This window comes from Streptomyces sp. NBC_01166, from assembly GCF_045039765.1.
In the GTDB taxonomy this organism is placed as follows: domain Bacteria; phylum Actinomycetota; class Actinomycetes; order Streptomycetales; family Streptomycetaceae; genus Streptomyces.
Map to the genome: position 1 here is coordinate 3,174,492 of NZ_CP108613.1, position 13,525 is coordinate 3,188,016.

The window sequence follows — 13,525 nt, forward strand, 5'->3', positions numbered from 1 at the left end:
CGCGGGAAGGCCGGCTGCCGGGGACGACGCTGCCACGCGCGCGCGAGGGCGGCCACCGTCGACGGGGCGACACCGCCCGTACGGGCGTCGGAAACCGCCCGATCAGCCCTGGCCGGACCGCTCCTCGGCCTCACCCGCCCGGCCGAAGAGCGGGGCGAGCACCAGCTGGGCCGCCCCCTCGGCGACGGGCCGGTCCCCGCCGCCGGCCACGGTGACGGGCACGGCGGCGGTGACACCCTCGCGCCGGGCACGCTCCTCGACGACGGCGCGCACCCCGCTCAGGTAGGCCTGCTCGTCGGCGGCGACGGTACGGCCGCCGAGGACGACCCGGTCGATGTCGAGCAGCCCGACCAGGTTGGCGGCGCCCGCCCCGAGGACCCTGGCAGCCTCCGCGATGTCGCCGCGGGCGGCGGCGGCCAGGCAGAGCGCCTCGATGCAGCCGCGCCCGCCGCAGCCGCACGGGGGGCCGTCCAGCTGGAGGGTCTGGTGGCCGAACTCTCCGGCGCCGGTACGGACCCCGCGGTGCAGGGCGCCGCCGAGGACGAGGCCGGCGCCGAGCCCGGTGCCCAGGTGGAGGTAGGCGAAGTCGGCGTCGGCGCGCTCGCGCAGGGCGAGGCCGAGGGCGGCGGCGTTGGTGTCCTTGTCGACGACGACGGGCAGTCCGATGTGTCCGGCGAGGGCGTCGCGCAGCGGGTAGCCGTCCCACTGGGGGAAGCCGGTGACCCGGTGCAGCACTCCGCCCCGGTGGTCCAGGGGGCCCGGCAGGGCGGCGCCCACGCCGAAGACCTGCCGGTCCTCAGTCCCGGGGCCCTCTGCCCGTACCGTCTGCACCGCGTGGGCGGCCGTCGCGAGCACCTCGGCGGCCGGGGCTCCGAGGTCGAGCGGGAAGGTGCGGGTGGCGACCGTGGTGCCGGCGAGGTCGGCCAGGACGGCGGTGAGTTCGTCGCGGTCCAGGTGGAGCCCGACTGCGTATCCGGCGTCCGGGACCAGGCGCAGGACGGTGCGGGGTTTGCCGCCCGTGGAGGCGAGCCTGCCGGCTTCGGCGGCGAGGCCCTCCGCGCGGAGCCTGGCGGTGATCTTGCTGACGGCCTGCGGGGTGAGCCCGGTGCGCTCGGCGAGCTCCAGCCGGCTGATGCCCTGCTCACCGGCGACGCGCAGCAGGTCGAGGACGAGCGACGCGTTGTGGTGGCGCAGCGCCGGGAGATTCGCCCCGCCGCTCCTGCTGTTGCTCCTGTTCACCGCACCATTGTCTCCATCGCTTGCACTTTGGCAACAGCGTTGCTTAAGTGGATCGCATGACTGCCAACGCTCCTCTCCGCGTCGGGCTCGTCGGCTACGGCCTGGCGGGTTCCGTCTTCCACGCCCCGCTGATCGCCGCGACCGAGGGCCTCGTCCTCGACACGGTCGTCACGTCGAACGAGGAGCGGCAGGCGCAGGCCCGCGCCGAGTTCCCCGACGTGCGGTTCGCGGCCTCGCCCGACGAGCTGTGGCCGCGCGCGGACGAGCTGGACCTGATCGTGATCGCCTCGCCGAACAAGACGCACGTCCCGCTCGCGCGGGCGGCGCTGGAGGCGGGACTGCCGGTGGTCGTGGACAAGCCGCTCGCCGGCACGGCCGCCGAGGCCCGTGAGCTGGCCGCGCTGGCCGAGGAGCGGGGGCTGCTGCTCTCGGTCTTCCAGAACCGCCGCTGGGACAACGACTTCCTCACGCTGACCGGCCTGATCGAGGAGGGCGAGCTCGGTGAGGTGCAGCGCTTCGAGTCCCGGTTCGAGCGGTGGCGTCCGCAGCTGAAGGGCGGCTGGCGCGAGTCGGGCGACCCGGAGGAGATCGGCGGGCTGCTGTACGACCTGGGAAGCCATGTCGTCGACCAGGCGCTCACACTGTTCGGGCCCGCGGTGCAGGTGTACGCGGAGTCCGACGTACGCCGCCCGGGCGCGGCCGCCGACGACGACACCTTCATCGCGATCACGCACCGCAACGGGGTGCGCTCGCACCTCTACATGAGCGCCACCACGGCCCAGCTCGGCCCGCGCTTCCGGGTGCTCGGCTCGAAGGCGGGCTATGTGAAGTACGGCCTGGACCCGCAGGAGGCCGCGCTGCGTGAGGGCGCGCGTCCGGCGGCCGGCGCGCCGTGGGGCGAGGAGCCGGAGGAGCTGTGGGGGCGGATCGGTTCCGGTGAGTCCCCGCTGACCGGCGGCGGCGACCCGGTCCGCACGCTGCCGGGCGACTATCCCGCGTACTACGCCGCCGTGGCCTCGGCCCTGCGCGGCAAGGGTGAGAACCCGGTGACGGCTCTGCAGGCGGCCGCCGCACTGGATGTCCTGGAGGCGGCACGGCGCTCGGCGCGTGAGGGCGTGTCCGTGACGCTTCTGCCCCACCACGACGAGGAGCAGCACGCATGAGCCCCAGCGCTCCGACCATCTCCGAGCTGATCGCGCAGGAGCGGCGTCTGACGCTGCCGCGTTTCGGCTACGACGACGCGTACGCGCTGGGCGGCCTGCTGGTCGCGCTGGCCCGTGAGCGGCACGCCCCGGTCGCGATCGACATCCGGCGGGGCGGCCAGCAGCTGTTCCACGCCGCGCTGCCGGGTTCGAGTGCGGACAACGACGCCTGGATCGACCGTAAGCGGAAGGTGGTGGAGCGGTACGGGGAGAGCTCCTACCTGGTCGGTACGCGGTTCCGGGCGAAGGGCACCACGTTCGAGGAGTCCTCGCGGCTGGACCCGGACACGTACGCCGCGCACGGCGGCTCGTTCCCGATCGCGGTGGAGGGTGCCGGCGTGATCGGCTCGGTCACGGTGTCGGGACTGCCGCAGGCCGAGGACCACGCCCTGGTCGTGGAGGCCCTGGAGCAGTTCACGACGCGCCCCCAGGCCTGACAGCGGTGCGGGGCGGGCCGCCGGGTGATCCCGGCGGCCCGCCCCGCAGCCGTTTCCCGAACGAGAGGCCCTACGCGTCCTTGAGCTCCTGGCGCTGGCGGCCCAGTCCCTCGATCTCGAGCTCCACCACGTCGCCCGCCCGGAGGTACGGCTTGGGCTCGGGCCGGCCCATGGCGACGCCCGCCGGGGTGCCGGTGTTGATGACGTCACCCGGGTAGAGCGTCATGAAGTGGCTCAGATAGCGCACGACCTCGCCGACCGGGAAGATCTGCTCGGCCGTGGTGCCGTCCTGCTTCAGCTCGCCGTTGACCCACAGCTTGAGCGGCAGTGCCTGCGGGTCGGGCACCTCGTCCGCCGTGACGAGCCAGGGGCCCAGCGGGTTGAAGGTCTCGCAGTTCTTGCCCTTGTCCCAGGTGCCGCCGCGCTCGATCTGGAACTCACGCTCGGAGACGTCGTGCGAGGTCGCGTATCCGGCGACGTGTCCGAGCGCCTCCTCGGCGGAGTCGAGGTAGCGGGCGGTGCGGCCGATCACGACGGCGAGTTCGACCTCCCAGTCCGTCTTCCGGCTGCCGCGCGGCACCAGCACCGTGTCCTCGGGGCCGACGACGGTGTCGGGGGCCTTGAAGAACAGGATCGGCTCCTCGGGGATCGCCGCCCCGGTCTCGGCCGCGTGGTCGTGGTAGTTCAGCCCGATGCACACGATCTTGCCGATCCGCCCGAGAGGCGGCCCGACCCGCAGGCCTTCCGCGTCGAGCGGGGGCAGGACGTCGGGCGTCTGTGCCGCTTCCCGTACGCGTGCCAGTGCCGAGGCGTCGGCGAGGAGCTCGCCGTCGATGTCGGTGACGAGGCCCGAAAGGTCACGCAAAGTCCCGTTCCGGTCAAGCAGCGCGGGGCGTTCGGAGCCCGCCGTACCCACTCGAAGAAGCTTCAACGGTCCATCTCCCCTTGGTCGCGATCGAGCCCGTCGGTGGGTTGCGGCCAGCGAAAGGCTCGGTCGATCCTCCAAGACATCGGATCACTCCGCAAGACCCTGTTCACACACTGGACCCGACGCTCCTACACGGCGGGCGCGACCGCGGCCTCGGCGGCCGGGGTCTCCCGGTAGAGGTAGGCGCGCTCGATCGCGGTCCAGGTGGTGCTCGTGACGATGTACAGAGCCGCCGCGAGCGGCACGTAGGCGACGGAGACGAGGGTCAGGAAGGACATCAGCGGCATGACCTTCGTCATCGCGCCCATGCCGGGCATGGGCTGTCCGTCCGGGCCGGTGGCCGGGGTCATCGGGTTGGCGGCCATCTGCCGCTTGGTGCGTCCGTAGTTGAAGGTGGCGACGGCGGCGACGATCACGAAGAGCGCGAGGTAGACCATCCCCTGCTGGCCGAAGGGGCCCCCGTCGGCCAGCGCGTTGTGCCAGCGCTCTCCGAGCGGGGCTCCGAAGAGTTCGTGACCGAGCAGCGAGTTGGGGTCGCCGCCGATCCTCTGGCTGGAGAAGAGGTGGTAGAGCAGGAAGAAGGCGGGCATCTGGAGCAGGCTCGGGAGGCAGCCGGAGAGCGGTGAGACCTTCTCCTTCGCGTGGAGCTCCATGAGCGCCTTCTGCATCCGGTCGGGGTTCTTGGCGTGCTTCTTGCGCAATTCGGCGATCTGCGGCTGGAGCTTGGTGCGGGCCTTCTGCCCGCGCGCCGCCGCCCGCGAGAGGGGGTGGACGGCGAGCCGTACGAGCGCGGTGAAGAGGACGATCGCGGCGGCCGTGGAGGCGCCCTGGAAGAGGGGCTGGAGCAGATCGGCGAATGCGCCGACCAGGCTCGCGAAAGCGGACATGAACGCGGACATGGGTGAGCCCTCCGGGGGTCTCGTCGTGCCGGGGAGTGAATGACTCGGCAGGACGACCCGCGCAGGGGTGGTGGAAGTGTGCCCTCTACGCGGCCGTCAGGAGGGCGGCCCCGGGCGCTCGGGGCCTGGTGCGTCCCCGGGCGTCGGGGTCACGCTGCGGGAGGAACGCGGTGCGCTTCTCGCGGTCGCGCATGGCGGTGCGCACTCTCGTACGGGGTACGGGGGCGGCGCAGCGCGCGCTGATGACGGAGCAGACGAGGAGCGCCGAGCCGGCGGCCGCGGTGGCGGCGAGCGCGACGGCGGCGGAAAGGCTGCCGCCCTCGGCGAGGAGGACCTCGGTGAGGAACAGGACGAGGAAGGCGGCGGGGCGGAAGAGGCGGGCGACCGCGCGGCGTACACGGTTCATGTCGTCCTTCATCGGCCCTCCCCTGTCGCTTCGCGCTCGTACGTGTCCTTCAGCCGTTATACACGATCGGGCTCCAGCGGCTGAAGGAGCCGGCGGGGGGTGAGCAGGGCGCGGCTGACGGGGTCGGCCGGGTCGGGGTCCAGCCCCGGACCGGGTCGCATCTCGACGTCCTCGAGCGGCACGGGGATGTTGCCGCAGGCCGCGCACTGCCCGTAGGCCCCGAGTTCGCTGCCGCAGGTGGCGTGGAAGAAGAGGCGCAGGGGCTTCGAGCCCTCGATGTGCTCGCGGCCCCAGAGGCCGAGGGAGCGCACGGTGGGCCAGAGGGCCTCGCCTCTGTCGGTGAGGACGTATTCGTCGCGCGGGGGTGACTCCTGGTAGCGCCGCCTGGCCAGGACGCCGGCCTCGGTGAGCGCCTGGAGGCGGGAGGCGAGGACGGCGCGCGGGATGCCGAGGTGGGTGAGGAAGTCGTTGTAGCGGCGGACCCCGTAGAGGGCGTCGCGGACGACGAGCAGGGTCCAGCGCTCGCCGATCACTTCGAGCGCGCGGGCGATCGAGCACTGCTGGGCCGCGTAGTCCTTGCCGAGAGCCATGGCCCCACTTTACCCCTTCGGTTCGGTGAATGAACCTACTCGTGGTAGCGTGGCGGCCCAGTAGGTTCATTCACCGAACCTTAGGCGTGGACCTGGCCCCCAGGTGGGCCGATCCCCGGAGGGACGTCATGACCCAGCAGCCCGTACAGACCGCCCCGGCCGACCTGAGACGGCCGGCGCGTCTCCGCCCGCCGCACCGGCCCGGCGCGACCCTCGCCGTCACGAGCGCGGCCACCGCCGTCGCGCTGATGAACTACACGGCGCCGATGACGACGCTCCCCGCCCTCTCCGGCGCCTTCGCGACCCCGCCCGCCGCCCAGGCCTGGCTGCTCAACGGGGCCCCGCTCGGCCTCGCCGTACTGCTGCTCGTCGCGGGCAGCCTCGCCGACGACTTCGGCCGCCGCAGGCTCTTCCTGATCGGCACCCTCGGCCTCGGTGTCACCACCGCGCTCGGCGCCCTCACCACGGGCACCCTCGGCTTCACCCTCGCCCGGGCAGCCCAGGGCGCCGCGAGTGCGGCGATCCTCGCCACCGGCCTCGGACTGCTGGTCGGGGCCTACCCGGTCGGGCACGCGCGGATCAGGGCGATGGGGGTGTGGGGAGCGTTCGTGAGCGCCGGGATCGCGCTCGGCCCGCTGCTCGCGAGTTCCCTCTCCGTCGTGGACTGGCGGCTGACGTATCTCGCCCTGGGGCTCGGCGCCCTCGTCACCGGGGCCTTCGCCTTCCGGGTGCTCACGGAGTCCCGCGCACCCCGCGCCGGCCGCCCCGACCTGGCGGGCGCCGCCGTGCTCGGGCTGGCGATGACCACGCTGCTGACGGCCCTGACGCTCGGCCGGGAGGGCTGGCTGCGCGCACCGGTCGGCCTGCTGCTGCTCGCGGCGCTGACGCTGACCGCCGTGTTCGCCGCGGTGGAGCGCCGGGCGGCGGCCCCGCTGATCGACCTGGCCCTCTTCCGCAGCCGCGCCTTCCTCGCGTCGGCGGTGGGCGGCCTGTTCACCGGGCTCTCGGTGATCGGACTGTTCAGCTATCTCCCGACCCTGCTCCAGCACGCGCTCTCGCTGTCGGCCCTGGACTCGGCCTGGCTGTTCCTGCTCTGGTCCGGCACGTCGTTCGTGGTGGCCCTCCAGGCGCGACGGCTGACCGGCCGGATCACGGCCGGGCACCAGCTGGCGGCCGGCTTCGTGCTCCACGCGGTGGCGGTGCTGCCGATGCTGGGGCTCCTGACCGGCGCACCGGGTGGCACGGAACCATCGGTGTGGGCGCGTCTCGTCCCTGCCCTGATCGTGGCCGGCGCGGGCAGCGGACTGATCAACGCGGCGCTGCCCAGGCTCGCCGTCGAGTCGGTGCCGCCGGAGCGCGCGGCCATGGGGTCCTGCGCCAACAACACCGCCCGCTATCTCGGCTCCTCGGCCGGTGTGGCCGTGACGATCGCGGTGGCGACGACTCCGGCCGGCGCGGACGGGGCGGTGCTGCTGTCCGCCGCCATGGCGCTCGCGGCCACGGTGGGTGTCCTCCTCCTGCGGGAGCGCCGCTGAGGCCCTCCCGGCGACCGGACACGCCCGGGAGCGCCCTTGAGGCCCTCCCCGGCCGGAGCAGGCACCGGGCGTTCTCCCCGGCGCCCTCCGGCCTTCATCAGCACTCCGGCCCGCGCCCTCTCACCTCGCACCCGACCCGCAGTACCGTGTGGTCCATGCGCCCCGACACGCCTGCCGACCACATCGCCGAAGCCGAGCGCCTGCTGCGCACCGCGGCGCAGTATCCCGAGGACCACGAACCGCTGTTCCTCCAGGCCGCGGCCCATCTGGAGCTCGCCGGTGAGCGCGCCCGCGCGAGCACCCTCTACGACGAACTGCTCGGCTCCGCCGAGACCACCATCGATCACCCGCATCTGGTCAAAGCACTCAAAGCGTCCAACCTCTGGGAGTACGGCCACGAGGCGGAGGCCCGCGCGATCATCGACGGCATCCGCGCCGCCGGCCCGCTCGACGCGGCACCGTGGGAGATCGCCGCTGAGACGCTCGAAGCGCACGACGAGCTGGAGGCGGCCCACGACTTCTTCTCGACCGCGCTGACGCTGCTCCTCGCGCCGGGCGAGGAAGTCCCGTACGCCACCCAGTCGCTGGTGACCGGGCGGCACCGGGTACGCAGGCTGATGGGCGTCGCCCACGACGCGTGGGACGAGCTGGCCGACACGCTGCACACGGCCGCCGTCCCCCTCGACGAGCTGCACGACCCGAAGCGTCTGTGGTCCCTGGGCTCCTCGGACCCGGGCGAGCTGCAGGCGGAGATCAACCGGCTCCGTGCCGAGCTCGGCACCTACCGAAGCGCGCTGTCCCGCCCGTTCCCCGTCGCGGTGCTGCACTGGCCCGAGGGCGAGCTGCGTGAACTCCTCACGGCCTACCCGGAGCTGGCCCAGGAGTACCTCTCGCACCAGGACCATCTGGCGCGCCTGGAGGCGGCGTTGCGGGATCTGCATGCCACGGGCACGCCGAATCTCGGCATCGTGACCGGCACGGTCCCTTCCTACGAGGCGTTCGCCGCGTCGGAGGCCGCGTCCCCGTCCGACCCCGACCTGCTCCCCCAGTACGCCACGACGCTGGCGGCCCGTGGCCGCGCCGTCCCGTGGCCCCCGGCGCGGAGCGCGGCGTGCTGGTGCGGCTCGGGGCGTCCGTACCGCGAGTGCCACGGGGCGGACTGAGGGGCTGGGCCCCGGGGTTCCCCTACTTCCCCGCGAACACGTCCCGCAGCTCCTTGTCGAGCTTCTCGGCGGCCTCGTCGGTGTCGGGCCGCTCCGCGGCCAGCAGCGCGTGCACATGGGACTGCAGGACCTGGGTGAACGCGCCGTAGTAGGGGGTGCGCGGCCGCTGCACCGCCTCGGCCAGCGCCGTGCCGAGGATCCGGATGTAGGCGGCCCGCGCCTGGGCGCCCTGCCCCTTCGGCCTCCCCTCCCCCGTGGCCGCGGCCTTCGGCGCGTCGCCCGCCGGCCGGAGCGCGGCGGCGACCCGGGGCCAGCAAGGCTTCGCGGTGCTGCCGTAGACGGAGGCCCGGGTCGCCGCGAAGCCCGCGTCGAGCAGGCAGCGTTCGCTCTCCCGCGAGGTCAGGAAGGTGATGAGCTCGCGGGCGTTCTCGGCGCGGGGCGAGTCGGCGGTGACGGCGAGGTTCTGTCCGCCGAGCACGGCCTTCCCCGGCAGCCGGTTCACGGCATACTTCTGCGCGCTCATCAGGCTCCCCAGGGCCCCGTACGCGTACGGCCAGTGGCGCAGGAAGACGGCGCGTCCCTCGGCGAAGTCGGTGAGGGACGCCGTCTCGTCGGAGGTGAGCGCGGCGGGCTGGACACGGCCCCGGGCGACGCGGTCGAGGAGCCTGTCGAGCCCTTTCTTGAGCTCTCCGGCGTTCGAGCTGTACTTCCCTTCGCTGTCGGTGAGTTCCACGTCGGCGTCGGCGAACGCCTCGACGGTGTTGACGGTCAGCCCCTCGTACTGCTTCAACTGCGTCGTCCAGCCCGCCCGTTCGTCGCGCCGTACCGGGTTCAGCCCGAGGGTCTTGACGGAGGAGTAGAGCTGGTCCCACGTCCAGTGGGCGTTGGGCTGCTTGTCCGCCTTGATGTCGGCCTCCGTCAGGAGGTCGGGGCGGTAGTAGAGGAGCCCCACATCGGTGTTGAACGGCCGCGCGTAGGAGCGGTCCTTCCAGACGGTAGTGGCGTGGACCCGGCGGATGAAGTCGAGGGCGTCGTCGGCGGCGGCGCCGGACTCCTCGGGCGGCATCGGGCGGATGAGTCCGGCCTCGGCGAATTCCGGGATCCAGGTGATGTCGAGGTTCACCACGTCGTAGCGGGCGCTGCCGGACTGGAGGGCGCCGAGGAGCTGACTGCGCTGCTGGTCGGCGCCGCCGGGCAGCTCGACGAGCTTGGCCTGCTCGGCCTTCGACCCGGCGTGGAGGCGGTTCCACTCCTCCACGAGTTGCTGCCGCACGCTGCCGGAGCCGGTGACGTCCAGCCCGCTGGCGACGACGATGGGGCCTTCCGCCGGCTCCTCCTGGCCGTCCTGCGGCATGTCCCCGGGCCCTCCCGTGCAGGCGGCGGAGACGAGCGCGAGCAGGCAGGCCAGGGCGACGGCGGCCCTGGTCCTCCGGCGGCTGGTGCGACGGTCGCCGTAGGTCATTCCGCGTCCCCCGTGCCGGTCTTGGCGACCTCCGCCGCAAGTTCCGCCGCTATGTCGTCGGCGGGGTCCAGGCAGCGGCCACCGCTCGCCTCCGCGAGCCGCTCGCCGAACCGGCCGGGTGTGCAGGCGCCGTCCTGGAGCGAGACCGTCACGATCCTGACCGGCGGAGCCTTCCCCGCCTCCTCGACCAGCCGCTGCTGTTCCTCCTCCTTCACGTCCTCGAAGTCCTCGCCGTCGGTGACCAGGACGAGGAGCCGGGGTCGCTCCGCCTCGGGGGAGCCGCGCAGGGTACTGAGGGCCTCGCGCACGCCCGCCGCGATGCGGGCGTCGAAGGCGGCGGTCCCCGCGCCGGCGACGGTCTTCTGCGCACCGGCCCTGGTGTTCGCCCCGAACGGGACGAGGTCCGTGGCCGGTTCCTCCTCGTCGACGGCCGTCGTCCACACCCCGTACGAGTCCCCGGCACCCAGGGAGCTCATCGAACGGGCCACCAGTTCCTTGGCCCCGCCGGTGCCGTCCCAGACCCGTTTGTCGGCCATCGAGGTCGAGTTGTCGAGGAGATAGAGCACCCGGCCCGGCCCGAGCGCCCCCCGGTAGCGGTCCAGGGTGCCGTTCAGCGACGTGGACACGTCGGCTCCCTGGCCGGTCTGCGGGATCTGTTCGCGTACGGCCGAGGTGTTGTCCTCCTTGCCCAGCACAGAATCGCCGTCGGGCGGGGCCGGGTCACCCTTCTCGACGCCCCGGAAACCGTCGTCGGTGAAGCACTTCTGCGCGTCCGCGTCCGTGGTCAGCCAGTCGTAGAAGTCCTCGACGGCGTCCTTGCGGGCGGCGGCGTCCCGGTCGGCCCCGGACCAGGTGACCCGGACGAAGGGAAGATCCAGCATCGGCACGTCGGAGGGGTAGTGGGCCACCCGGTGCGCCAGCGCCTCGGTCGCGCAGCCGGGCCGGCCCGGCTCGCCCGCCGACAGGTTGAACTGCGCCAGGGTCTGCTCCGGCACGAGGACGGCCGCCCGGTCCTCCAGGTCGTTGTGGGCTCCGTCGGCCAGTACGCACATCAGTTCCCGTGCGGTGGAGGGCATGGGCCGCAGCACCTGGGACATCCTCCGTTCGAGCGTGCCGACGCTCCCGGAGCCGGAGGAGGCGTAGAGCGCGTCGGTCGCCAGCAGGGCTCCCTCGGTGTCCTCGGGGTCGGGACGCAGGATCTCGACCGTCTGGTCCTCCTTCAGCCCGGAGACGATCGCGTCGAGCGGGTCGTCGGTCTGCAGGGACTGCGCCAGACGCATGGTGTCCGGCACGCCGAGGACCATCGGCGTGAAGGCGATGGGGCCCAGCCGGTCGAGGTCCACCACGCTCTTCCCGGCGTCAGCGGCGGGCTCTTCGCCGTCGGCCCCGGTCGCTGTCGCGGTGGAGGCCGTGCCTCCGCTCGCCCCGTCGGCCGTGGCCCGCTGCCATGCGCTGTCGGCGGCCGGGATCCAGATGTCCGGCTGTGCGCCGACGTCCCGCTGGGGCCGCGGGCAGTCGCCGGAGGCCGGGCAGGTGGCGGGCGGTTCCTGCCAGAGCGAGGAGGACCGGAGGGCCGCCACGGCGTCCGTGGCCTTGGCGTCGTACACGTTGATGCCGACGGTCCGGCAGCCGTCGCCGTCCCGCTTGGGATAGGCGTCGGCGGCCTTCTGCACGCTGGCCTTCAGGTCGGGGTCGGCGAGCACGCGCAGTTCCAGAGGTGACGCGCAGGGGCCGTCGAAGGTCCCGCTCAGGAGGTACCACGCACCGGCCCCGGCGAGGGCGACGACGCCCGCCAGGACCACGGCTGCCGTACGCGTCATACGGCTGACCAAGCCGGTAAGCAGGCGGCCCGGGAGGCGCGACGGTCCCTTGACGGAGGCCGGCTTCACGTCGTCGTCCGGGGGCGCCGGAACCGGCCCAGGAGGGACGGGGGGCGTCGGGCGTTCCGCGTCCGTGGCGAGCGCGAGCACGACGTCGTCGCCGTGCCGGAGCTCGTCGGGGATCCACGGGTGCCCGTCGACGGCCTTGAAGGGCGCCATCGCCTCACGGATCCCCTCGACGAGCCGGGTGAAGGTGACCGGCTCCCCCTTGGCGGTGGTCAGCAGCCGGTGGAGGGCCGCCGTGAACTCCGTACCGGTACGGGGATCGCCGGGCGGGACCTCCACACCGGGCTCGGCGGCGGTGAGCAGCGCGAAATTCTGTCCCACGGCCGGCTGGAAGGCCCGGAGCGCGTTACCGGCGAAGCAGCAGTCGAGGATGACGACGACCCAGTCGGCGCGGGAGTTCCGCAGGACGCCCATGACCTCGTTGTCCCAGGACAGGGCGCCGACGAAGGGATGGTGCAGGTCCCTGGTCACCTCCGAGTCGGTGAACATCAGGTTGAGGTCGCTGCCGTCGGGGCGCACGATGCCGTGCCCGGCGAAGTAGACCACCAGCAGCCCGGTGACCTCCTTGCGGGCGGCGAAGAGCGCGGTGCGCGCGTCGTTCGGATCGACGGTGGTGTCCGGTCCGCCGCCGTCCGCGGGGACCACGACGAGGTCCTCCGGGGCGAGCACGCCGGTGCGTTCGTCGGTCAGGGCCTCGCGCATGAGGCGGAGGTTCGTGGTGACGGACGGCAGGTCGTTCCGCGCACCCCTGTAGTGCTCCACCCCGATGAGTACGGCCCTGTGACGCTTGGCTCCGTTCTCCTCGCCGCGCGCGTTGTACGGCGGCACGGCCGCTAGACCTCTCCGGGCTCGTCGCCACCGCGCGTTCGGTTCGGGCCACCGGACCCGGGCCCCGCGTCCGGGCCCCCGTCACGGGAGTCGCCCCGGGCTGCGTCGTCGTCGGTGTCGCGTCTCAGGTCGGATCCCGCGCCCTCGGGCGGCCCGTCCAGCGTGACGCGCGGCCTCTCCTCGGGCTCGGCGAACCGGCGCCGGTTGCGCAGCCAGGTCTCCACGGACCGCCAGGCGTTCTCGGCCACCGAGCGCGCCACCTCGACGGAGACGACCAGGATGATGTCCTGGATCAGCTCTCCGCCCATCGCCTCGGCCTGCGTGAGCGAGTCCTTGCGCGCCAGGGTGACCTCGTCCCGCTCCAGCGCGTCCTCCAGGACCGGCGCGTTCCTCAGCCAGGTGCTCAGGGCTTCGAGGTCGTCGCGCCGGGTGTGCGTCCCGCTGAGGCTGATCCGTAACTCGATGCTCTCCTGCCCCTGTTCCCGCACGCCCGTGTCCGCCCCGTCCGCCATGCCTGCCCCCATCGAACCCGCCGCCCTCGCCCCGCGAGGGACCGGTCACTGAACACAGAAGTATTTCACGGGTGTTGACAGTGGGCACCCCTTTGTTCCCTCTCATCTGGAGACTCGCACGGGGGCCGTCGCGCGTCCACCGATGACTTCTGCGCCCGCCGGCAGTCACAAGCATCACTACGGACCCCATGACGGATTCACGGACAGGAAGCGGGAACATGACCGAAGCAGTGAAGGGCCCGGCGAGCTACTTCCCCTCGATCGAGAAGAGGTACGGCCGCCCGGTCGCGGAGTGGAAGGAGCTCGTCCGCTCCTCGCCCCTGACCAGGCACATGGAGCTCGTCTCCTGGCTCAAGACCGAGCACTCGATGGGTCACGGCCACGCCAACGCCCTGGTCGCGCACACGCTCGCGGAGGACGAGTAGGGCATCGACGAGG

At 72.9% G+C, this 13,525-nt stretch carries 13 protein-coding genes; 5 read left to right on the forward strand and 8 right to left on the reverse strand.

What is annotated here, in order from left to right:
* Window positions 1-102: 102 nt before the first annotated feature.
* Window positions 103-1,239, reverse strand: coding sequence for an ROK family protein (locus OG379_RS14630; RefSeq protein ID WP_405662807.1), 1,137 nt, complete (start codon window positions 1,237-1,239; stop codon window positions 103-105).
* Between the two features lie 56 nt (window positions 1,240-1,295).
* On the opposite strand from OG379_RS14630, the gene OG379_RS14635 reads away from it, so the two are divergent.
* Together OG379_RS14635 and OG379_RS14640 are read left to right on the forward strand one after the other, a co-directional pair.
* Window positions 1,296-2,402, forward strand: coding sequence for a Gfo/Idh/MocA family oxidoreductase (locus tag OG379_RS14635; protein ID WP_405662810.1), 1,107 nt, complete (start codon window positions 1,296-1,298; stop codon window positions 2,400-2,402).
* Window positions 2,399-2,878, forward strand: a complete 480-nt coding sequence (locus OG379_RS14640; RefSeq protein WP_393765846.1) for a heme-degrading domain-containing protein — start codon at window positions 2,399-2,401, stop codon at window positions 2,876-2,878. The genes OG379_RS14635 and OG379_RS14640 overlap by 4 nt, the downstream gene beginning before the upstream one ends.
* A 70-nt stretch (window positions 2,879-2,948) precedes the next feature.
* On the opposite strand, the gene OG379_RS14645 is transcribed toward OG379_RS14640, so the two are convergent.
* From OG379_RS14645 to OG379_RS14660, 4 genes are all read right to left on the reverse strand, one after another.
* Complete coding sequence (locus tag OG379_RS14645; protein WP_362926874.1) at window positions 2,949-3,809, reverse strand: fumarylacetoacetate hydrolase family protein; 861 nt, start codon at window positions 3,807-3,809, stop codon at window positions 2,949-2,951.
* Window positions 3,810-3,934: 125 nt separating this feature from the next.
* On the reverse strand, window positions 3,935-4,705 hold the full coding sequence (locus OG379_RS14650) for a YidC/Oxa1 family membrane protein insertase (RefSeq protein WP_405662813.1): 771 nt from the start codon (window positions 4,703-4,705) through the stop codon (window positions 3,935-3,937).
* 85 nt (window positions 4,706-4,790) lie between these two features.
* Window positions 4,791-5,123: a DUF6412 domain-containing protein gene (locus tag OG379_RS14655; RefSeq protein ID WP_405662815.1), complete on the reverse strand. Its 333-nt coding sequence runs from the start codon at window positions 5,121-5,123 to the stop codon at window positions 4,791-4,793.
* Window positions 5,124-5,167: 44 nt separating this feature from the next.
* Complete coding sequence (locus OG379_RS14660; RefSeq protein WP_405662817.1) at window positions 5,168-5,701, reverse strand: winged helix-turn-helix transcriptional regulator; 534 nt, start codon at window positions 5,699-5,701, stop codon at window positions 5,168-5,170.
* Between the two features lie 128 nt (window positions 5,702-5,829).
* On the opposite strand from OG379_RS14660, the gene OG379_RS14665 reads away from it, so the two are divergent.
* Window positions 5,830-7,236 (forward strand): MFS transporter, encoded by a 1,407-nt coding sequence (locus OG379_RS14665; RefSeq protein WP_405662819.1) that lies wholly within the window; start codon window positions 5,830-5,832, stop codon window positions 7,234-7,236.
* A gap of 155 nt (window positions 7,237-7,391) precedes the next feature.
* Window positions 7,392-8,399 (forward strand): SEC-C domain-containing protein, encoded by a 1,008-nt coding sequence (locus tag OG379_RS14670; RefSeq protein WP_393765850.1) that lies wholly within the window; start codon window positions 7,392-7,394, stop codon window positions 8,397-8,399.
* A gap of 22 nt (window positions 8,400-8,421) precedes the next feature.
* On the opposite strand, the gene OG379_RS14675 is transcribed toward OG379_RS14670, so the two are convergent.
* The 3 genes from OG379_RS14675 to OG379_RS14685 are packed head-to-tail and all read right to left on the reverse strand — an operon-like array spanning window position 8,422 to window position 13,087.
* A complete protein-coding gene (locus tag OG379_RS14675; RefSeq protein ID WP_405662821.1) occupies window positions 8,422-9,861 on the reverse strand; it encodes an extracellular solute-binding protein in 1,440 nt (479 codons plus the stop codon).
* Window positions 9,858-12,575 (reverse strand): substrate-binding domain-containing protein, encoded by a 2,718-nt coding sequence (locus OG379_RS14680; protein WP_405662823.1) that lies wholly within the window; start codon window positions 12,573-12,575, stop codon window positions 9,858-9,860. Before OG379_RS14680 ends, OG379_RS14675 begins: the two co-directional genes overlap by 4 nt.
* Before the next feature lie 5 nt (window positions 12,576-12,580).
* Complete coding sequence (locus OG379_RS14685; RefSeq protein ID WP_405662825.1) at window positions 12,581-13,087, reverse strand: hypothetical protein; 507 nt, start codon at window positions 13,085-13,087, stop codon at window positions 12,581-12,583.
* Window positions 13,088-13,305: 218 nt separating this feature from the next.
* On the opposite strand from OG379_RS14685, the gene OG379_RS14690 reads away from it, so the two are divergent.
* Window positions 13,306-13,512 carry a DUF4287 domain-containing protein gene (locus tag OG379_RS14690; RefSeq protein WP_405662828.1) on the forward strand — a complete coding sequence of 69 codons (207 nt, stop codon included), beginning with the start codon at window positions 13,306-13,308 and terminating at the stop codon, window positions 13,510-13,512.
* Window positions 13,513-13,525 lie beyond the last annotated feature (13 nt).

Bases quoted from the DNA above. Each gene is read 5' to 3' on its own strand.
- OG379_RS14685 (WP_405662825.1), bottom strand. From the start codon at position 13,087: ATGGCGGACGGGGCGGACACGGGCGTGCGGGAACAGGGGCAGGAGAGC.
- OG379_RS14675 (WP_405662821.1), bottom strand. From the start codon at position 9,861: ATGACCTACGGCGACCGTCGCACCAGCCGCCGGAGGACCAGGGCCGCC.
- OG379_RS14690 (WP_405662828.1), top strand. From the start codon at position 13,306: ATGACCGAAGCAGTGAAGGGCCCGGCGAGCTACTTCCCCTCGATCGAG.
- OG379_RS14640 (WP_393765846.1), top strand. From the start codon at position 2,399: ATGAGCCCCAGCGCTCCGACCATCTCCGAGCTGATCGCGCAGGAGCGG.
- OG379_RS14660 (WP_405662817.1), bottom strand. From the start codon at position 5,701: ATGGCTCTCGGCAAGGACTACGCGGCCCAGCAGTGCTCGATCGCCCGC.
- OG379_RS14635 (WP_405662810.1), top strand. From the start codon at position 1,296: ATGACTGCCAACGCTCCTCTCCGCGTCGGGCTCGTCGGCTACGGCCTG.
- OG379_RS14665 (WP_405662819.1), top strand. From the start codon at position 5,830: ATGACCCAGCAGCCCGTACAGACCGCCCCGGCCGACCTGAGACGGCCG.
- OG379_RS14655 (WP_405662815.1), bottom strand. From the start codon at position 5,123: ATGAAGGACGACATGAACCGTGTACGCCGCGCGGTCGCCCGCCTCTTC.
- OG379_RS14670 (WP_393765850.1), top strand. From the start codon at position 7,392: ATGCGCCCCGACACGCCTGCCGACCACATCGCCGAAGCCGAGCGCCTG.
- OG379_RS14650 (WP_405662813.1), bottom strand. From the start codon at position 4,705: ATGTCCGCGTTCATGTCCGCTTTCGCGAGCCTGGTCGGCGCATTCGCC.